Annotated in this window: 16 protein-coding genes and 1 tRNA gene; 3 read left to right on the top strand and 14 right to left on the bottom strand. The window is 72.6% G+C overall.

What is annotated here, in order from left to right:
• Positions 1–12 precede the first annotated feature (12 nt).
• Entirely contained in the window at positions 13–447 is a 435-nt protein-coding gene (locus tag RBXJA2T_RS00545) for a universal stress protein (protein WP_009855353.1), read from the top strand.
• A 60-nt stretch (positions 448–507) separates the two neighbouring features.
• Here the strand turns inward: RBXJA2T_RS00545 and RBXJA2T_RS00540 are convergent, their stop codons facing one another.
• The 6 genes from RBXJA2T_RS00540 to RBXJA2T_RS00515 are packed head-to-tail and all read right to left on the bottom strand — an operon-like array spanning position 508 to position 7,963.
• The gene (locus RBXJA2T_RS00540) at positions 508–1,515 is read right to left on the bottom strand and encodes a 2-dehydropantoate 2-reductase (protein WP_009855352.1); all 1,008 of its coding nucleotides are present in this window, start codon (positions 1,513–1,515) and stop codon (positions 508–510) included.
• Positions 1,512–3,041, bottom strand: coding sequence for an acyl--CoA ligase (locus tag RBXJA2T_RS00535; protein WP_009855351.1), 1,530 nt, complete (start codon positions 3,039–3,041; stop codon positions 1,512–1,514). Before RBXJA2T_RS00535 ends, RBXJA2T_RS00540 begins: the two co-directional genes overlap by 4 nt.
• A 29-nt stretch (positions 3,042–3,070) precedes the next feature.
• Positions 3,071–3,904 carry an alpha/beta fold hydrolase BchO gene (gene bchO, locus RBXJA2T_RS00530; RefSeq protein ID WP_009855350.1) on the bottom strand — a complete coding sequence of 278 codons (834 nt, stop codon included), beginning with the start codon at positions 3,902–3,904 and terminating at the stop codon, positions 3,071–3,073.
• Positions 3,897–5,645 carry a magnesium chelatase subunit D gene (locus RBXJA2T_RS00525; protein WP_009855349.1) on the bottom strand — a complete coding sequence of 583 codons (1,749 nt, stop codon included), beginning with the start codon at positions 5,643–5,645 and terminating at the stop codon, positions 3,897–3,899. The genes bchO and RBXJA2T_RS00525 overlap by 8 nt, the downstream gene beginning before the upstream one ends.
• Positions 5,645–6,640, bottom strand: coding sequence for a magnesium chelatase ATPase subunit I (gene bchI, locus RBXJA2T_RS00520; protein WP_009855348.1), 996 nt, complete (start codon positions 6,638–6,640; stop codon positions 5,645–5,647). Before bchI ends, RBXJA2T_RS00525 begins: the two co-directional genes overlap by 1 nt.
• Before the next feature lie 33 nt (positions 6,641–6,673).
• On the bottom strand, positions 6,674–7,963 hold the full coding sequence (locus tag RBXJA2T_RS00515; protein ID WP_009855347.1) for a DUF3422 family protein: 1,290 nt from the start codon (positions 7,961–7,963) through the stop codon (positions 6,674–6,676).
• 142 nt (positions 7,964–8,105) lie between these two features.
• Here RBXJA2T_RS00515 and RBXJA2T_RS19985 point away from each other — a divergent pair, with 142 nt between their 5' ends.
• Positions 8,106–8,366 (top strand): hypothetical protein, encoded by a 261-nt coding sequence (locus tag RBXJA2T_RS19985; protein ID WP_138938741.1) that lies wholly within the window; start codon positions 8,106–8,108, stop codon positions 8,364–8,366.
• A gap of 96 nt (positions 8,367–8,462) precedes the next feature.
• Here the strand turns inward: RBXJA2T_RS19985 and RBXJA2T_RS00510 are convergent, their stop codons facing one another.
• Positions 8,463–8,831 carry a translation initiation factor Sui1 gene (locus RBXJA2T_RS00510; RefSeq protein ID WP_009855345.1) on the bottom strand — a complete coding sequence of 123 codons (369 nt, stop codon included), beginning with the start codon at positions 8,829–8,831 and terminating at the stop codon, positions 8,463–8,465.
• A 167-nt stretch (positions 8,832–8,998) separates the two neighbouring features.
• On the opposite strand from RBXJA2T_RS00510, the gene RBXJA2T_RS00505 reads away from it, so the two are divergent.
• Complete coding sequence (locus RBXJA2T_RS00505; protein ID WP_009855344.1) at positions 8,999–9,373, top strand: hypothetical protein; 375 nt, start codon at positions 8,999–9,001, stop codon at positions 9,371–9,373.
• Here RBXJA2T_RS00505 and RBXJA2T_RS00500 read toward each other — a convergent pair whose 3' ends face one another.
• The 7 genes from RBXJA2T_RS00500 to RBXJA2T_RS00465 all read right to left on the bottom strand — a co-directional run bounded on the left by RBXJA2T_RS00500 (position 9,374) and on the right by RBXJA2T_RS00465 (position 18,792).
• Positions 9,374–10,378 (bottom strand): ABC transporter ATP-binding protein, encoded by a 1,005-nt coding sequence (locus RBXJA2T_RS00500; protein ID WP_009855343.1) that lies wholly within the window; start codon positions 10,376–10,378, stop codon positions 9,374–9,376.
• Between the two features lie 10 nt (positions 10,379–10,388).
• Entirely contained in the window at positions 10,389–12,071 is a 1,683-nt protein-coding gene (locus RBXJA2T_RS00495) for an ABC transporter permease (protein WP_009855342.1), read from the bottom strand.
• Positions 12,058–13,083, bottom strand: coding sequence for a Fe(3+) ABC transporter substrate-binding protein (locus RBXJA2T_RS00490; RefSeq protein ID WP_009855341.1), 1,026 nt, complete (start codon positions 13,081–13,083; stop codon positions 12,058–12,060). The genes RBXJA2T_RS00495 and RBXJA2T_RS00490 overlap by 14 nt, the downstream gene beginning before the upstream one ends.
• A gap of 19 nt (positions 13,084–13,102) precedes the next feature.
• Positions 13,103–15,283 (bottom strand): TonB-dependent receptor domain-containing protein, encoded by a 2,181-nt coding sequence (locus RBXJA2T_RS00485; RefSeq protein WP_009855340.1) that lies wholly within the window; start codon positions 15,281–15,283, stop codon positions 13,103–13,105.
• Between the two features lie 784 nt (positions 15,284–16,067).
• Positions 16,068–17,414 (bottom strand): anaerobic C4-dicarboxylate transporter, encoded by a 1,347-nt coding sequence (locus tag RBXJA2T_RS00475; RefSeq protein ID WP_009855338.1) that lies wholly within the window; start codon positions 17,412–17,414, stop codon positions 16,068–16,070.
• Between the two features lie 274 nt (positions 17,415–17,688).
• On the bottom strand, positions 17,689–18,261 hold the full coding sequence (locus tag RBXJA2T_RS00470; protein WP_009855337.1) for a mechanosensitive ion channel domain-containing protein: 573 nt from the start codon (positions 18,259–18,261) through the stop codon (positions 17,689–17,691).
• A 455-nt stretch (positions 18,262–18,716) separates the two neighbouring features.
• A tRNA-His gene (locus RBXJA2T_RS00465) sits at positions 18,717–18,792 on the bottom strand.

Here is an 18,792-nt window from a genome sequence, read left to right as displayed (position 1 = left end):
AAAGGAGTCTCCATGTACAAGCGCATCCTGGTCCCCACCGACGGCTCCGAGATCACGGCCAAGGCGGTCCAGACGGCTCTGGAACTGGCCCGGCTCGCCGGCGCCGAAATGTTCGTCATCGGCGTCAAGGAGCCCTTCCCGTACAGCGCGATCTCCGAGATGCAGCCGGTGCCGCCGCAGGAGTTCTACGACGCGCAGGAACGCATCGCGTCGTCGCGCGTGAAGGCCGTCATCGAAGCCGCCAGCGCTGTCGGCGTGGCCTGCAGCGGCCACACCGTCGAGGCCCTGCATCCCTGGGAGGCGATCATCGACCACGCCAAGAACCAGGAATGCGACCTGATCGTCATGGCCTCGCACGGCCGCCGCGGCGTCAGCGCGCTGCTGCTCGGCAGCGAGACGCAGAAGGTGCTGACGCACAGCACGCTGCCGGTGCTGGTCGTGCGCTGAACGCACGCTCCGGTCTCGCGTTGAACCCCGCCGCCCGGCGGGGTTTTTCTTGGCGCCGCCTCAGGCCGGCTGCAGCGCCAGCCGCCCGTTCTGCGCGGCCAGCGTGCGCGCCAGCAGCGAGGCCAGCGCGTACAGCGCGTCCACCGTCGGCGTCGGCCGGCCGACGATGCGGCCGAGTTCGGCCACCGCGCCGACCAGCGCCTCCAGCTCCAGCGCGCGGCCGTGTTCGACGTCCTGCAGCATCGAGGTCTTGTGCGCGCCCACCGCCTCGGCACCGGCCAGGCGCTGCTCCAGCGTGATGCGGAATCGCACGCCCAGCGCCTCGGCCACCGCCTGGGCCTCGGCCATCGCCGCGGCGGCCAGCGCGCGTGTCGGGCCGAAGCGTGTGATGTCCTCGAGCGTCGCCTGCGTCAGCGCGCTGATCGGGTTGAAGCACAGGTTGCCCCAGAGCTTGACCCAGAGCTCGGCGCGGATGTCGCGCGCCACCGGCGCCTTGAAGCCGGCCTTCATCAGTGCCTGCGACAGCGCCTCGGCCCGCTCGCTGCGGCTGCCGTCGGGCTCGCCGATCGTGAAGCGGTTGCCTTCGACGACACGCACCAGCCCCGGCTCGAGCAGTTCGGCCGCCGGGTAGACGATGCCGCCGAGGATGCGCTCCGGCGCGATCGCCGCGGCGATGCGCCCGCCCGGGTCCACGCTTTCGAGCTGCCGGCCTTCGTACGGGCCGGCGAGCTGGTGGAAGTACCACCAGGGCACGCCGTTGATCATCGTGACGACGCTGGTGTGCGGCGCCAGCAGCGCCGGCAGCCCGGGCAGCAGGTCGGCGACCTGGTGCGCCTTGACGGCGAGGATGACGACGTCCTGCGGCCCGGCCTCGTCCATGCGCTCGAAGGCCCGGGCTTCGGGCGCCGCCAGCTCGCTGCCGTCTTCGAGGATCAGGCGGAAGCCGCGCGCGCGGATCGCCTCCAGGTTGCGGCCACGCGCGATGAAGCTGACCTGCTCGCCGGCGGCCGACAGCCGCGCGCCGAGATAACCGCCGATCGCGCCGGCGCCGACGATCGTGATCCTCATCCGCCCAGCCCCAGCTTGGCGGCCATGCCGATGCGCTGCAGCTTGCCGGTCGCGCCCTTGGGGATCTCGGCCATGAACAGGATGCGCCTGGGCACCTTGAAGTCGGCGACACGCGCGGCGACGAAGTCCTGCAGTTCGCGTTCGCTCGGCTGCTGGCCTTCACGCGGCACGACGGCGGCGGCGACCTCCTCGCCGAGCTTGGGGTGCGGCATGCCGAAGCAGACGACCTGGGCGACGGCCGGGTGGTCCATCAGGATCTCGTCGATCTCGCGCGGGCTGATCTTCTCGCCGCCGCGGTTGATGATCTCCTTCAGGCGCCCGGTGATCGTCACGTAGCCGTCGGCGTCCAGCGTGCCCTGGTCGCCGGTGCGGAACCAGCCGTTGGTGAAGGCCTCGGCGTTGGCCTTCGGGTTGGACTCGTAGCCGGCGGTGACGTTGGGGCCGCGGATGACGATCTCGCCGACCGCGCCACGCGGCAGCAGCGTGCCGTGCTCGTCCATGATCGCGATCTCGGGCCCCGCCGCCGGGCCGACGCTGCCGGACTTGCGCACGGCCGGCGGCAGCGGGTTGCAGGCCATCTGGTGCGTGGCCTCGGTCATGCCGTAGGCCTCGATCAGCGGCGCGCCGAACACCTCTTCGAGTTCGCGGATCACCTGCGGCGGCATCGACGACGAGGACGAGCGCAGGAAACGCAGCGGGTGCCGCGCGATGACCTCGGCGTTGCGCCGCGCGCGGCCCAGGATCGCCTGGTGCATCGTCGGCACCGCGGTGTACCAGGTGGGCGCGGCCTCGTCCATCCAGCCGAAGAACTTCAGCGCGTCGAAACCCGGCGTGCAGAAGATGCGCGAGCCCGCGGCCAGCGGCGCCAGCACGCCGGCGATCAGGCCGTGGATGTGGAACAGCGGCATCACGTTCAGGCCGCCGTCGGCCGGCGTCAGCTGCAGCGTGTCGCGGATGTGCTGCGCCGACGCCGCCAGATTGGCCTGCGACAGCGGCACGATCTTCGGCCGCGAGGTCGTGCCCGAGGTGTGCAGCACCATCGAGACGTCGCCGGGCTGGGCCGGGCCGCCGTCGGCCGCCGGCGTGCTGGCGGCAGAGCCGTCGCGCGGCACCAGCGTGAAGCTGCCCGCCGGCGCGCCGTCGGCGACGACGAGGTCGAGCACACGCACGCCCAGGCGTTCGGCGACCGCCACCGCCGGCGAGGCGCTGCCGCGTTCGACGATCAGCGCCTTGGCGCGCAGGTCCGAGAGGTAGAACTCGAACTCCTCGGCGCGGTAGGCCGGGTTCAGCGGCGCGCTGGCGACGCCGCTGGCGCAGGCGACGAAGCAGCTCGCCATCTCGGGGCCGTTGGCGAGCACGATGGCGACGCGGTCGCCGCGGCCGACACCCAGCGTGTTCAGCGTCGAGACGGTGCCGGCGATCTGCGCGCGCAGGCCGCGGTAGTTCAGCGGCGCGCGGCCGGGCGCGGCCAGCGCGACGGCGTCTTCGGCGCCGGCTCGCAGCAGCGCCTCCAGGGTCTGGTGCATCGGGTACTCCTTGCGGACGGACCGCGGCGTTATACCGCCGGCGCCGGCAGCGTCCCGAGCAGGCGCGCGACGGCGTCGGGGGCTTCCTCGTGCGCGAGATGGCCGACGCCGGGCAGCGGCAGGACCAGCGCCCGCGGGCACAGCGCTGCCACGCGCCGCGCCTGCGACGGCCGCACCGCGCGGTCGCGCAGCCCGGTGACCAGCCACAGCGGCACCGGAAAACGCCGCAGGTCCTGCTCCATCGTGCTCAGGTCCCAGTGGGCCATCATGCCCAGCGCCGCCTCGGCGTGGCCGGGGCGTGTCATCAGCGCCCGGTAGGCGTCCAGCCCGTCCTGGTCCAGGTGCGAGCCGGTGCCTTCGATCAGCCGGCGCACGACGGCCGGGTCCTCGGCGCGGCGCGCGAACAGGTGCGAGACCCAGCGCTGCGCGTACAAGAGCCGCGCCAGCGGCGACAGCAGCGCCGCCGCGCGGCCGCCGAACGGCAGGAAGGCGCCGTTGATCGACACCACGACCGACGGCATCACCAGGCCGTCGAGCACCATGCGCACCGCGACCGCGGCGCCGGCCGAGTGGCCGACGACGACGTCGGGCGCGATCTTCATCTCGGCCAGCAGCGCGCCGACGGCGGCGGCCATGCCGGGCAGCGTCAGCTGCTCGGGTGTCGGCCGGCTGGTCTCGCCGTGGCCCGGCAGGTCGGGCGCGACGAGGCGCCAGCGCCAGGCCAGGCGTTCGCCCAGCGCCGCCATGCTGTGCGCCGACGCGCCGGTGCCGTGCAGCAGCAGCATCGTGCCCGGGCCGCGCCCGGAACGTTCGACGTGCCAGCGCAGGCCGGCGGCGTTGACGAAGCGGCGGTCTTCAGCCACCGGCGCGGGCGCGCACCACCTGCGACAGGGTCTGCGCGCCGGCGTAAGGCAGCGGCATGTAGGTCGCCTGCATCGCGCCGGCGATCTTGCGCGCCTGGGCCGCGGGCTGCGGCGAGGTGTCGATCAGCATCGTCGCCGCGCCGCTGGCCAGCATGCGCTTGGCGGCGTCCAGCGCATCGGCCTCGGCCTTGGGCCGGCCGCCGGTGCCGTCGAGCGCGACATTGGCGCGGCCGTCGGTCAGGAAGACCACCAGCGGCGTGTCGCCGCGGCGGCGGATCGACTCGGCCAGCGCGCCGGCGGCGTCGACGGCCGCCGCCAGTGGCGTGCCACCGCCGCCGGGCAGGCCGGCCAGGCTGCGCTTGGCGCGCACCAGCGAACGCGTCGGCGGCAGCAGCAGCTCGGCGGCCTTGCCGCGGAAGGCGATCACCGCCACCTTGTCGCGGCGCACGTAGCAGTCGGCCAGCAGCAGCTCGACCGCGCCCTTGGCCTCGGCCATGCGGTTCAGCGCCGACGAGCCCGAGGCGTCGACGACGAAGATCGTCGTCGTCTCGCGCCGCTGGCGGTAGTGCGTGACGTGGAAGTCGTCGGGCCGCACCTGCACCCGCGGCTTGACCGCGCCGCGCACCCGTTGCCAGGGCGCCGCGGCGCGCAGCGTCGCGATCAGGTTCAGGCGCTGGCCGGCCTTGGGCTCGCCGCGGCGGATGCCCGACGGCCGGCCGCGGTGGCCGCCCTTGTGCAGCGCGCCCGACTTGCCCGACGAACGCGCGCGTTCGCGCGACGCGTAGTCGGCCTGCATCTGCGCCAGCAGCGCCGGCGGCAGCGACGCGAGCACGGCGTCGAGCACCTGGTCTTCCATCGGACCCTTCAGTTCCTCGGCATGCTGCTCGTTGTCCGGCGGCGGCGGGTCCTGGTTCGGGTCCTGCTGATCCGGCGGCGGAGGCGGCTCCTCGGGCGGGGCTTCCTGTTCCTGCTCGGGCGGCGCCGGCAGCTGCGTCGCGCGCGGCGCGAACACCAGGCGTGCGGCGGCGGCGGCGTCCTCGGCCTCGACCGTGTCGCGGCCGTTCAGCGCGGCGTGCGCGCAGGCCACGCGCAAGGCGTGCAGCGGCGCACGCAGCGAGGCGATGCCCAGCGCGACGGCGGCCTGCACCAGCGCCTGCAGCGCCTCGTCGCCGCAGCGCACGCGCGGCAGCAGCGCGCGCGCGTCGGCGACGTCGCCGAAGTCGATCTCGGGCGCTTCGCGCGGCGGGATCTGCGTGAAGTCGAGCTTGAGCCCCAGGCGGTCGGTCAGCGCGACCGGCACCGGGTCGTCGTCGGGGCCGCCTTCGTCGAAGGCGACGACGCCGAAACGTGTCGGGTGCGACAGCGCGACGCCGTCGCGTTCGACGACGACCTCGTGGCGGTCGATCACCGCGGCCATCTTCGCCGCGGTACCCGGCGGCAGGCGCTCGGCCATCACCGCGAGCACGACGCCGCCGTCGGCGTCGGCGAGCAGGCCACGCTGCGCGACCGGACGCCCGGCCTGCAGCGTGCCGGCGAGGTCCAGGCCGCCGAGCAGGCGGTCGTCGGCGATGCCCACCGGCATGCGCCGCGGCGGCGTCGGCAGCGCGCGTGTCAGCGCCGCCAGCCAGCGGTCACGCACCGGGCCGGCCGGCGAGCGCACGTGCACGCCGCCGATGCCCGCCGGATCGACGGCGAACACCGCCGCCGCCAGCGTGGCGTCTTCCCAGGCCTTGGAGGACATCAGGCGAACAGTTCCTGCACCGCGCGGTCCACGCGCACCGTGGAACCGGCGTCGTCGAGCACGTTGCGGCGCAGGCGGTGGCGCAGCGCCGGTGCGGCGATGCGCTTGAGCTGGCTGTCGCCGACGGCCTTGTCGCCGTCGATCGCAGCCAGCGCGCGCGCGGCGCGCATCAGCGTCAGCTCGCCGCGCAGGCCGTCGGTGCCGAGCTTCATGCACAGCTGGGCGGCACGCTCCAGCGCGGCGTCGGGCACCTGCACGTCTTCCAGGCGCTTGCGTGCGGCCAGGATGCGGCGACGGATCTTGTCGTCCTCGGCCTTCCACTTCTCGGTGAAGCCCTCGGGGTCGCGTTCGAAGGCGTCGCGGCGGCGCACGATCTCGATGCGCACCGGGATGTCGGTCGGCGTCTTGACCTCGACCGACAGGCCGAAACGGTCGAGCAGCTGCGGCCGCAGTTCGCCTTCTTCCGGGTTGCCCGAGCCGACCAGCACGAAGCGCGCGGGGTGGCGCACCGACAGGCCTTCGCGTTCGACGACGTTCTCGCCCGAGGCGGCGACGTCGATCAGCAGGTCGACGAGGTGGTCTTCGAGCAGGTTGACTTCGTCGATGTACAGGAAGCCGCGGTTGGCCCGCGCCAGCAGGCCGGGCTCGAAGGCCTTGACGCCTTGCGACAGCGCACGTTCGAGGTCGAGCGCGCCGACGACGCGGTCTTCGGTGGCGCCCAGCGGCAGGTCGACGACCGGCACCGGCACGAGGTGGGTCTTGGGCTTGGGCGCGCCGGCGGGTTCGAGCGCCGGGTCACGGTTGTAGGGGCAGCCGACGACGGCCTTCATCTTGGGCAGCAGCGCCGCCAGCGCACGCACGGCGGTCGACTTGCCGGTGCCGCGGTCGCCGAAGACCAGCACCCCGCCCACGCTCGGGTCCACCGCGGCGATGAGGATGGCGAGCTTCATCTCGTCCTGGCCGACGATGGCCGAGAAGGGATACGTCAACTTCATGAGGAAACGGGCTTTCAGGAGGGTCGGAGTTCTTCAGGAATCACGCTCGCTGGTGGCGAGGTGGCGGCGGGCGCGCCGCAGCACGAGGTAGGCGACGCCGGCCAGCAGCGGGATCGACAGGCCGACGATCAGCTCGGGGTCCAGCGGCAGCCCGGCGGCCTTGCCGCCCTTGACGACGTAGCCGACGAGGCCGGCGGCGTAGTAGACGATGGCCGCCATCGACAGCCCTTCGACGGCCTTCTGCAGCCGCAGCTGCAGCTGCGCGCGCCGGTTCATCGACGCCAGCAGCGCCTGGTTCTGCTTCTCGCGCACGATGCCCACGCGCGTGGCCAGCAGGCCGCTGGCCTGGGCGACGCGGTCGGCCAGCTCGTGCAGGCGCTGCGAGACGGTGTTGCAGGTGGCCACGGCCGGCGTGAAGCGCCGCGCCATGAACTCCTCGATGGTCTGCGTGCCGGGGATGCGCACCTCGCGCAGCTCGGCGATGCGGGTGCGCACCAGCTCGGCGTAGGCACGCGTGGCGCCGAAGCGGTATTGGGTCGCAGTGAGCTCGTGCTCGATCTCGGCGGCGGTGCGCGTCAGCTCCTGCAGCAAGCGCTCCTCGTCGGCGCCTTCACGGGCGATCTCGCCGGTCAGCGTCTCGAGCGAACGTTCGATCTGCACGATGCGCGGCAGCTGCTCGCGCGCCATCGGCAGCGCCAGCAGCGCGAGCATGCGGTAGGCCTCGATCTCGAGCAGGCGCTGCAGCATGCGGCCGGCCTGGCGCGGCGTCAGGCCGCGGTCCATCAGCACGAAACGCGCGCAGCCGTCGGCGTGGATCTTGAAGTCGGTGAAGGCGTAGCCCGCGCCCTCGCCGATCGACGAGCCGACGACGATGTTGCCGCCGAAGTGGTCGGCAAGCGCCTGCGGGTCGGGCACCGGCTCAGCGCCACCGACGAGCTTGGCGTGCGCGGCGACGATGGTCTGGCCGGGAATGGCCTCCAGCCAGCCGGCAGGCAGCCGCGTCGTCGCCGGCTCGGAGAACGGCGCCGGGCTCAGCCCGGGCAGCAGGAAGACGTAGCCGGAGAACTCGCCGTGGCGCTCCCACTTGATGCGCAGCGGCCCGATCGAGGCGCTGAACTGCGTCAGCGAGGCGTCCGGCGGCTCGGCGCCGAAGGCCTCGAACAGGCGCACGATGTGGGCGCGCTCGCTCTCGCGGTCGGTCGGGTCGACCATCACCGCGACATAGGTCGCTCTCGACGGCAGCTCCAGCGGCTCGGGGGGGCGCGCGTGGACCTCGTCGGCGAGTTCGAAACGACCGGGAAAGTCGGGTGGCAGCTGCGGCATCAGTCGTGACCTGAGGGCCTGAAGTATGGCATCCCCCCTGATCGGTCGAGGCGACACGGATCAAGCAGCGAGACGACCTCATTTCAAGGGACAATAAGGGGTTCGCGATACGAAAGGCTCTCGCAGCCTCCTACATAGCGCCATGGCCACCCGCCGTTCCGCAGCACCTCCGTCGACCCCGACCACCCCGCCCGGCCCGAAACTCCGCCAGACCCAGGCCGAGTACACCGCCGCCCGTCCCAATGCCGAACCCGGCGTCAAGCCGATGATGTCCAGCTCGAAGATGTACGTGTGCATCAAGTGCCACGCCAACTTCAAGACGGGCGACGGCAAGCCCGACCCGCGCCTGCGCGGGCTGGGCCGTTGCAACAACTGCCTGGGCATCACCACCCCGGCGACCTGAGCCGGCGTCGACGCCTGCCCCGTCCGGCCACGGCGCCATGCCGTGGCTGGCGTCTTGTCGCGTCGGCTCGCTCCCGGGCGGGCTGACCGCGCCGGCTCAGCCGCCGCTGCGCCGCACCGTCCAGCCCTGCTGCTGTAGGAAGGCCAGCACCTTGTCGCGGTGCTCGCCCTGGATCTCGATGACGCCGTCCTTGGCCGTGCCGCCGCTGCCGCAGTGCGCCTTCAGGCGTTTGGCCAGGGCGGCCAGCGCGGCCTCGTCGAGCGCCAGCCCGCGCACGACGGTGACACCCTTGCCGCCACGGCCGGCGGTCTCGCGGCCGACGCGCACGATGCCGTCGCCGGCCGGCGCCGCCTTCGGCGCAGCACAGGCGCACTCGGCCAGCGGCCGGCGGCAGGCCGGGCACATGCGCCCGCCCTCGGTGGAATAGACCAGGCCGCCGGCGCCGGCACGGCGGCGATCGTTCATCGCGCCCATGCTGCGTGCCGCGACGGCCGCGCCGCGGCACGGCGGCGGTTCATCGGGATCGTGTTCATCACGGCCGCGAGCATAAGCGCGCGCCGGGCACGGCCATGCGCCGCCGGCGCGGGCTGCGCTACGCTCGCGGCCCTCGCCGCCTCCGACACGTCACCGCCTTGAGCAGCACCGCCCGCCCCGCCGATCCCGCCCGCCCCGAACGCTGGCACCTGGACGCGGGCGACCGCGCCGACGCGCTGCTCGTCGTGCCCGCCGACGCGCGCCGCGAACGCCGCTTCGAGATCTCGGTGGCGATGAGCGTGCGTCCGCGCGCCGACGCGCACGAGCCCTGGCACGCGCTGCGTGTGCTCGCCGACGGCGAGCTGCAGTGGTCGCGGCGCATCGCCACCGACCCCGCAGGCCGCTACGACGGCCTGGACTTCCGCTTCCGCCGCAGCGTGCCGGTCGGGCGCGAGCTGCGGCTGCAGGCCTTCGTCGAATGCGGCGGCGCCGAGCGGCTGCGCCTCGTCATCGAGGCCGACGAAGAGACCTGATCAGCCCGCCGGCACGAGGCCGACGACGGCGCCGACCTCGTGCGCGCGCCCGGTGTCGCCGTGCACCAGCACCCGCGTCGTGTCGGCGAGCACGAGCTCGTACTCGAAGTGGCTGCCGCGGAACATGCGCACGGCCACCGTCGCCGGCACACCGCCGTCGTCGACCAGGCGCAGCGCCTGCGGGCGCAGCAGCACGCGGGTGCCGTCGCCGTCGCCGAAGGCCGGCGTCGCCGCGTCGTGCCGGCCCAGCGCGGTCTGCCAGCCCTCGGCGACACGCCGCGCCGGCAGCAGCACGCCGCTGCCGACCAGCGCCGCGACCTCGGGCGTCGCCGGACGCCGGTACAGCTCGAAGGCGTCGGCCCACTGGCACAGCCGGCCGCCGGCCATGACGCCGATGCGGTCGGCCATCGCGAAGGCCTCGGGCTGGTCGTGCGTGACCATCAGCGCCGTCGCGCCGGCCTGGCGCAGGATGCTGCGCAGCTCGCGCGCGATCGACTCGCGCAGCCCGGTGTCCAGGCTGGAGAACGGCTCGTCGAGCAGCAGCAGCGCCGGCCGCGGCGCCAGCGCGCGGGCGATCGCGACACGCTGCTGCTGGCCGCCGGACAGCTCGTGCGGCCAGCGCTGCCGCATCCCGTCCAGGCCGACCAGCGCCAGCATCTCGCCGACACGCGCGCGGCGTTCGGCAGCCGCCAGCCCGCGCAGCCCGAACGCGACGTTGCCCTCGACGTCCAGATGCGGGAACAGCGCGTGCTCCTGGAAGACCATGCCGACGCCGCGTTCGCGCGCCGGCAGCTGGCGTTCGGCCGTCGCGACGACACGCCCGTCGAGCAGGATGCGGCCGGCACGCGGCGCCTCGAAACCGGCGATGGCGCGCAGCAGCGTCGTCTTGCCGCAGCCCGAGGGCCCCAGCAGGCAGCCGATCTCGCCGCGCGCCAGGGCCAGCGAGGCCCGCTGCACGACGTCCGTCGCGCCATAACCCAGGGTGAGGTGTTCGACTTCGAGCATCGTGAGCGACTCAGGACGGGGTTCGGGACGAGGGCCGGCGTTCGGTCTGCATGACCAGCAGCGCCACCGGCAGCAGGCCGACGAGCACGATGGCCAGCGCCGGCAGCGCCGCCTGCTGCCACATCGACTCGGAGGTGAGCTGGAACACGCGCACGGCCAGCGTGTCCCAGCCGAAGCTGCGCGTCATCAGCGTGATCGGCATCTCCTTCATGACGTCGACCAGCACCATCAGGAAGGCCGCGAGCAGGCCGCCGCGCAGCAGCGGCAGGTGCAGCCGGCGCAGCGTCTGCCACGGCGTCAGACCCAGCGAGGCGCAAGCCTCTTCCTGGTGGCGGCTGACGCGCTGCATCGCGCTGTCGGTGGCGTGGAAGCCCACGGCCATGAAACGCGCCGCCAGCGCCAGCAGCATCGTCGCCAGGCTGCCCTTGAGCAGCGCCAGCGGCTCGACGCCGAAGGGTTTCAGCAGCGCCAGCAGCTGCTCGTCGAGCCAGGCGATCGGCACGAACACGCCGACCGCCAGCACCACGCCGGGGAAGGCGTAGCCGACGACCGCCAGCCGCACCAGCCAGGCGGTGGCGGCGTCGGCATGGCGGCGGCGGATCCACGACAGCAGCAGCGCCAGCACCGTGACCGCCGCCGCGGTGGCGCCGGCCAGGCGCAGCGTGTTCCAGGCGAAGCCCCAGTAGCGCGCGTCCAGGTCCTCGCGCCAGACCTGCAGCGACCAGACGACGATCTGCAGCATCGGCACGACGAAGGCCGCACCGAGCACCGCCGCGCAGAACGCGGTGGCCAGCCAGCGCGCGCGCGGCCCGAGCGCGCGCCGCGCATCGCCGCCGGCCGCGGCGTCGAAACGCTGCGCCTGCCGCGAGCGCTGCTCGGCCGCGACCAGCACCAGCACGACGAGCACCAGCAGCGAGGCCAGTTGCGCCGCCGCACCCAGGTCGTGCAGGTCGAACCAGGCCTTGTAGAGCGCGGTCGTGAAGGTGTCGACGTTGAACACCGCGACGGCGCCGAAGTCGGCCAGCGTCTCCATCAGCACCAGCGCCAGGCCGGCGCCGATCCAGGGCCGCGCCATCGGCAGCGCCACGCGCCACAGCGCGCCGGCCGGCGAGCAGCCCAGCGTCTGCGCCGCCTCCAGCGCACGCCGGCCCTGGGTCAGGAAGGCGCCGCGCGCCAGCAGGTAGACGTAGGGGTAGAAGGCCAGCACCAGCACCAGCGTCAGCCCCCAGAAGCTGCCGCGGATCTCGGGGAACCAGCGGCTGCTGCCGAAGAGCTCGCGCAGCGCCGTCTGCACCGGGCCGGCGTACTCGAACAGGCCCATCTGCACGAAGGCCAGCACGTAGGCCGGGAAGGCCAGCGGCAGCACCAGCGCCCAGGCGAAAACGCGCCGGCCGGGGAACTCGCACATCGCCGTCAGCCAGGCCAGCGGCACGCCGACGGCGAGCACGCCGACGGCCACCAGCGCCATCAGCAGCGCGGTGTTGGCCAGCACGCGCGGCAGCACGTGCTGCCACAGATGGGCCCAGGTGTCGGCCTGCGGCGCGAGCGCCAGCACCAGCACCGCGCCCAGCGGCAGCAGCGTCAGCAGCGCGATCGGCAGCGCGGCGAGCGCGCCGCGCCAGGGCAGATGCCGCGTGCGGTGCGCCGCCGGCACGAAGGCCGGCGGGTTCAGGCCGCGTTCAGCGGTAGCCAACGCGGTCGAGCAGGCGGATCGCCGCGGCCTGGCGCGAGCCGATGTCGGCTGCGTTCAGCGGGCTCGCCTTGAACGTGCCCCAGGCCTGCACGATCGGGTCGGCCTCGGCCTTCGGGTTGATCGGGCTCTCGAAGGTGCCGTGCGTGTAGTCGCGCTGCACGCCCTGCGAGGACAGCCACTCGAGCAGCTTGCGCCCGCCCTCGGGGTTGCGCGCGTGCGTGGTCACGCCGCCGCCGGACAGGTTGACGTGCGCCCCGCCCTCGCCTGCGCCCTGGTTGGCCCAGAACAGCTTGACCTTGGCGTTGAACTCGGGCTCGCGCGCCAGGATGCGGCCGTAGTAGTAGGTGTTGGCGATGCCGACCTCGCACTGCCCGGCCTCGATCGCCTTCAGCAGGCTGTTGTCGTTGGTGAAGACGTCGGTCGCGAGGTTGGCGACCCAGCCGCGCGCGATCTCCTCGGCGCGGGCCTCGCCGTGCTTGGCGATCATCATCGCCACCAGCGACTGGGTGTAGGTCTGCTTGCCGGTGCGCAGGCAGAGCTTGCCCTTCCACTTCGGCAGCGCCAGGTCCTCGTAGGTCGACAGCTGCGCCGGCTGCACCTTGCCGGCGGCGTAGAAGATCGTGCGTTCGCGCTGCGACAGCCCCCACCAGCGGCTGCCGGGGTCGCGGAAGCTGGCCGGCACGTTGGCGTCCAGCGTCGGAGACTGCAGCTTGCGCAGCAGGCCGCGTTCGGCGGCGTTCCACAGGTTGCCCATGTCGACGGTGATCAGCACGTCGGCCGGCGAGCTGGCGCCTTCGGCGGCCAGGCGCTCGGTGAGCGAGCCGCCGCGGTCGGTCAGCAGGTTGATGCGCACGCCGGTCTCCTGCGTGTAGCGGTCCAGCGTCGGCTTGAGCAGCTGCTCGATGCGCGACGAGTAGACCGTCACCGGCTGCGGCGCGGCCTGCGCCAGGGCCTGGCCGGCCGCGGCGAGCGCGACGGCGCCGACGGCCAGCGTCGTCTTCCAGTTCTTCATCGTTTCTCCTGGTGGGGGATCAGAACGTCAGATTGGCGCCGACCCAGAAGGTGCGGCCCGCGGGCGCGGTGCCGCGCACCGAGCTGGTCGACTTGTAGTAGGGGCTGCCGAGCACCTCCTGGCCGCTGGTGTTGGTCCAGGCGCGGAACTCGTCGAAGTCCTTGTCGAGCAGGTTGTGCACGCTGGCGCTCAGCGTCAGCGTCTTGGTCGGCTGGTAGCTGCCGCCCAGGTGCCACAGCGAGTAGCCCTTCAGGTCGCCGAGCGCGGCGTACTCGAGCGCGTCGTTGCCGGCCAGCGCCGAGGTCTTGCCGTCGAAGCGGCGGCTGTCGCCGCGGTACTCGCCGCGCAGCCAGGCGCTCCAGCGATCGCTGGCGTTCCAGCGCAGCTGGACGTTGGCGACGTGCTCGGCGGTGTCGCTGAGCTTGCCGCTCTCGACACCGTTGACGATGGCCTCGCTGTCGGTCCAGGTGTAGTTGGCGGTCAGCGCCCAGCGTTCGGCCAGCGCCAGCCGGCCGGCGAGCTCGACGCCCCAGGTCTTGCCTTCGTCGATGTTGATCGCGTAGGTGGCGCCGGGGTTGGCGCTGCAGCTGGAGATCCAGTCGACGCTGCAGCTGCCGCCGCCGCTGCTGATGCGGTCCTTGATCTTGTTGCGGAACAGCGTCACCGAGCCGCCCCAGGCCTTGCCGCCGTCGTAGAGCGCGGCGAGTTCGGCGCTGCGGCTGACCTCGGGCTTGAGGTTCGGGTTGCCGATCGCCAGCACCGTGCCCTGGCCGCCGATGCCGGAGACGCCGTCGATCAGCTGGTTCAGGCGCGGCGCCTTGAAGCCGCCGCTGATGCCGCCCTTGAGCGTCCAGCCCGGCGCCGCGTCCCAGACGAGGTAGGCGCGCGGGCTGAACTCGCCGCCGAAGGCGTCGTGGCGGTTGTAGCGTCCGCCCAGCGTCGTCGTCAGGCCGTCGGCGAGCTGCCACTCGTCCTCGGCGAAGACGGCCCACATCGTCTGCTCGTGGTCCTCGGGCAGCAGGCTGTCGTGGAACTCGGCCTTCCACCACTGCAGGCCGGTGCTCAGCACGTGGCGCTCGCCGAGCGGGCTGACGAGCTTGGAGTCGAGCACGACGTTGGTGGTCTCGAGCTCGCGGTCCTGGCCGATCTCGGGGCTGCCCGCCGGGCGCGAGGCGCTGGGGATCGTGCGTCCCAGGGTCTCGGTGACGCTGCGGGTCAGGCTCGACTCGAGCAGGCCGACAGGCAGGCGGCTGGTGTGGCCCAGCGCGACCTGGTCGCGGTTGAAACGCAGCTCATCGCGGTAGCCGACGGCGGTGGTGGTGGCCGCGCCGGTGGCGCAGTTCAGGTAGTCGACGCCGCCGAGGCGGCAGTCGGCGTTGTCGTAGCGCGTGCGCGCCTGGTCCAGGTCCAGCCAGACGTCGTGGCCGGCGCCGGGGGTCAGCGTCAGCTTGGCGCCGACGCCGGTCTGCAGACTCTCGCCGGGGCGCGGGTCGCGGGCATTGCCTCGGCTCCAGATGCGCTCCGAGGCGTTGCGGTCGTAGACGTTGCCGCGCAGCTGCAGCCCCAGCGTGTCGGCCACCAGCGGGCCGCTGAGGTAGACGTCGGCCTTGCGCTGCAGGCCTTCGTCACCGGCCTCGGGCACGCCGAAGGTGACGCCGGCGCTGCCCACCCATTGGCGGCCGACCTTGCGCGTGATGATGTTGACGACGCCGCCCAGCGCGTCCGAGCCGTACAGCGTGGACATCGGGCCGCGGATGATCTCGATGCGTTCGATCGCCGCCACCGGCGGCATGAAGCTGTTGAGCGCCGCGCCGAAGCCGTTGGGCGTGACGTCGCCGGCGACGTTCTGGCGCCGGCCGTCGATCAGCACCAGCGTGTACTCGCTGGGCAGGCCGCGGATGCTGATGTCCAGACCGCCGGTCTTGCCGGTGCCGCCGCGCACGTCGACGCCTTCGACGTCCTGCAGCGCCTCGGCCAGGTCGCGGAACTGGCGCGTCTGCAGATCCTCGCGCGTGATCACCGTGATCGACGCCGGCGCCTGGCGCAGCTCCTGCTCGAAGCCCGAGGCGGTGACGACCAGCGTCGGCAGCGAGCCGGTCTCGGGGGAGGCCTGGGCGTGTGCGGCGGCCGCGCAGGCGGCGATGGCAGCGGCGGCGGTCAGGCGGTGCCGGCAGCAGCGTTTGACGGAGACCTGGGACATGCGCTTGTTTCCTGTGGCGTGGTGTTGACGTCGAGCCGATGCCCGACTGGAAGCTTGTGCGGATTATCCCTATTGAGTGTTGTTGAGAATCATTCGCCTTTCGCTTCGTCGTGCCACTTGCCAGCAGACGGTTGGCCGTGTAATGCGTGCTCCAGCCACCACCGGCAGCCTCGATCCGGGGAGGCGACGGCCGCGGACCACGTCGACACACCACACTGGCAGCGGCGGGAGGCAATGCAGGCTGCGGCGCCGCTGCCAGCCGGAGGACGAGGATGACGAAGCAGGCCCGGATCGCGTTCATGCTGGCGGCATGCGTCTGGGCCACCGCGGTGCCGGCCGACGGACGCCGGACCAGCCCGCCACGCCCCCCCGCCAGGCGGCTTCGCCATCCCGCGACGAGCCCTTCTATGCCGCCTACGCCCGCCACGCGCGCGAGCTGACGCCGCCGCAGCGCGCGCAGCTCATCGTCAAGCCGGACGCGATGGCCGAGCAGGCGGGGGGCGGTTCGCCCAGGCCGACGTGGCGCGGCGGCGGCAGCAGGAGTTGCTGCTGCTGAAGGAGCGCAAACGGCCCGCCTACGCGCTCATCGTCGCCGCGCTCGCCTCGCTGGGCGGGCGGCGGAGAACCTCTTCCTGCTGCGCTACCGCGCCAGCTCGCCGCTGCGGGCGGCCCATGCGCCTTCGGTGGCGCTGACCGTCACCGGCACGCAGTTCACGATCGTCATCGCCGACACCGACCGCCTGCTCGCGGCCGCCGGCGACCTGCTCGGCGCCGCGCACGGCCGTCAGAGCAGCCCGCGCGCCTCGGCCAGCAGCCAGCCGGCCACGCAACTGGTACCCACGCCGATCAGCCCCGGCAGGATGAAGCTGTGGTTGACGACGAAGCGGCCGATGCGTGTCGTGCCCGAGCGGTCGAACTGGATCGCCGCGAGGTCGCTCGGGTAGGTCGGCAGGATGTAGTAGCCGTAGCAGGCGGCCGCAAAGGCCACGACGTAGCCGGGAGGCACGCCGACCGACAGCGCCACCGGCACCAGCGCGCTGATCGCCGCGGCCTGCGAGTTGACGAGCTTGCTGACGAGCAGCAGCGCGATGGCATAGGTCCAAGGATGCTCGCGCACCATGCCGGCCAGGCCTTCCTTCAGCGAGTCGATGTGCGCGTCGAACATCGTGTCGGCCATCCACGCGATGCCGAAAACCGCGACGACGGCCACCATGCCGGCGCGGAAGACCTCGTTCTTGGACACCTGCGAGGCGTCGGTGCGGGTGGCGAGCAGGATCAACGCGCCGGCCAGCAGCATGAACATCTGGATCGTCAGCACCATTGACAGCGGTTTGCCGCCAACCACCGGCCTCAGCGACTCCACCGCCCCGAGCAGCGCGACGACGGCGATGGCACCGACGAAGATCCACATCGCGACCCACTGTCCGCGCTCGAGCGTCTTGCCGATCAGCGTCGTGCCTTCGCCGTAGACCCGCGCACGACCCTCGGGCGTGGCGATCAGCGCCTGGAACTCGGGGTCGCGCTCGAGGTCCTTGCCGCGGAACCAGCTGAAGGCGCCGATCGCGAGCACGCCGGCCAGCGTCGACGGGATGGTGATCGACAGCAGCGTCGCGAAGTCGATGGCGTGGCCGGCCACCGGCACCGCGGCCATGAAGGCCACCAGCGAGACCACCGCCACCGACACCGGGCTGGCGATGATGCCCATCTGGCTGGCCACCGAGGCCGCGGCCATCGGCCGTTCCGGGCGCACGCCGTTCTTGATCGCGACGTCGTAGATGATCGGCAGCATCGTGTAGACCACGTGGCCGGTGCCGCACAGCATGGTCAGCGCCGCGGTGGTCAGCGGCGCGACCACGGACACGTAGCGAGGGTTGCGGCGCAGCAGCTTCTCGGCGGCCTGCAACAGCACGTCCAGCCCGCCGGAGGCCTGCAGCGTCGCCGATGCGGCGACGACGGCGACGATGGTCAGCATCACGTCGACCGGCGGCTTTCCGGGCTTCAGGCCGAAGCCGAAGACCAGCACCACGACACCGATCCCGCCGAGCAGGCCCAGCGCCAGCCCGCCGCGACGCGCGCCGTAGAAGAGGCAGACGAGGATCAGCGCCAGCTGAAGCACAAACGAGAGGTCCATGGGCAGGGCACCGAGGCGAGCGGCGCCTGGAAGATGACTGGAACGACGATAAGCGCGAACTGCGGGTTGCCACCGATTACCCACTGGACTCGACACCGGATTGAGCGCGCTTGACGGCGACGCCCTCGGCCGCCGGGCGCAGGCCCAGCGCGCGCCCTGCAGCGTGATCCCCGGAGTCGCTGACGTCCTTGGAGCGGTTCAGGTCGAGACGGAGCGCGCCGCCAAAAGCGGCGGCTCCGTGGCGCTCTGGAGCACGCGCTGCGCCGGGTGCCGCTCAGCCGGCAGGTGGCCAGCGCCGCAGCGCGCGCTGAAAGAACAGGCTGTTGGGCAACTGCAGCCGGGCGTGGCTGCCGTCCGCGGCCGTTTCGATCAGCGTCGTGTAGACGAGGTTGATGTCGTCGACCTGGCCCTTGAAGCCGGGCTTGTCGCCGGCTTCGACCAGTTCCACCAGGTCGCCGGGGCGAAAGGCGCGCGTGGTGAAGATCAGCAGCGCGCAGAACAGGTTGGACAACACGCTCCACGCGGCAAAGAAGGCCACGGCTCCCACCGCCGCGAAACCGGTGAAGGCCGTCCACAGCACGCTGCCGGACACGCCCATGCGTTCCAGCGACCACAGCAGCGCGCCGGTGTAGACGAGCAGCGCGATCACCCGGCGCGCCGGCACGAGCAGCGTCGTCGGCAGCGCGTAGGCCTGCGCCAGCCGGCGCAGCAGGCGGCGCAACAAGCGCATCAGCAGCCACGCCGCCAGCAGGATGGCCGCCACCTGCGTGCCGAGCACCAGCGTCTCGAGGCCGCCACCGGCCCAGGCCGGCAGCCGCGCGAAAAACATCGAAAGATACTTGTCCATAGGGCCGCGATGATGGCGACCCCGTCTCGACCGTCGACGCATGGCCCGACCGGGCCAGGGGACGCTGGCCGCCTCGTCGGCGCCGCGCCGAGGCGCACCGAGGCGAGGCGATGCGCAGCGCCTGCCGGGGATCGATCAGGTGATCGACGGCCTCCGCATCCTCGGCGATCGCGAGCGGGACACCCCTGACCGTGCCGTTGAACGCGTTGCCGGTCGGCCCGTAGTCGGGAGAGACCGGGGCCATCGTGGCCTGCCATCGTCGCGGTCCCGTGGCCGGTCTTCGGGCCGAAGCTGATGCAAGCCCGCTGGAACAGCGGTGCGCGGGCACGCCACGTCCGCCGGGGGCGTCGTGCTCGTCGAGGCTGGCGAGGAGCCAGGTCCGGAACAGCCAGCGGCCGTTCTGCCCGCGGAAAAGAAAAAAGGCCCCGAAGGGCCTTTTTTCTCGAACATTTTTTTGGGGTGGCTGATGGGACTCGAACCCACGACGACCAGAATCACAATCTGGGACTCTACCAACTGAGCTACAGCCAC

It is taken from the genome of Rubrivivax benzoatilyticus JA2 = ATCC BAA-35 (assembly GCF_000190375.1).
Taxonomy (GTDB): domain Bacteria; phylum Pseudomonadota; class Gammaproteobacteria; order Burkholderiales; family Burkholderiaceae_C; genus Rubrivivax; species Rubrivivax benzoatilyticus.
The sequence above is the reverse complement of the archived record's forward strand: the minus strand, read 5'-3'. Positions and strand labels throughout refer to the sequence as shown.